The sequence below is a fragment of the Neisseria sp. P0021.S007 genome (assembly GCF_051956855.1).
Genome location: NZ_JBQCXA010001757.1, coordinates 1 through 438, shown reverse-complemented (window position 1 = coordinate 438; position 438 = coordinate 1). Strand labels below are relative to the sequence as shown.

Genomic DNA, 438 nt, shown 5'->3' with positions numbered 1-438 from the left:
ATTTTGTTGATATGCGATTGCAGGTTTTGCTGCGCTTCAGAATCGATGACGGGGCCTACGTCGGTGGTGAGCTGAACGGGTTTGCCGACGACCAATTCGTCCATCGCGCCTTTGATGATGGCGAGCATCTTGTCGGCGACATCTTCTTGAACGCAAAGGATACGCAAGGCGGAGCAGCGTTGTCCCGCGCTGTCGAAGGCGGAGTTGAGCACGTCCAAGCAAACTTGCTCGGGCAGCGCGGTAGAATCGACAATCATGGCGTTTTGACCGCCGGTTTCGGCAATCAATACGGGGCTGTCGTCGCGTTTGGCAAGGGCTTTGTTAATCAGTTGCGCCACTTCGGTCGATCCGGTGAAAATCACGCCACCGATACGCGGGTCGCCTGTCAGTGCCGCGCCAACATCGCCTGCGCCGAGGACAAGTTGCAAGGCGGAAGTC

1 protein-coding gene is annotated in these 438 nt (G+C 57.3%); it reads right to left on the bottom strand.

Translation table 11 applies throughout. From position 1 onward, the window contains the following. Window positions 1-438: aldehyde dehydrogenase family protein (locus ACTHUR_RS21300; protein WP_440400802.1), on the bottom strand; the 438-nt coding region annotated here is incomplete at both ends.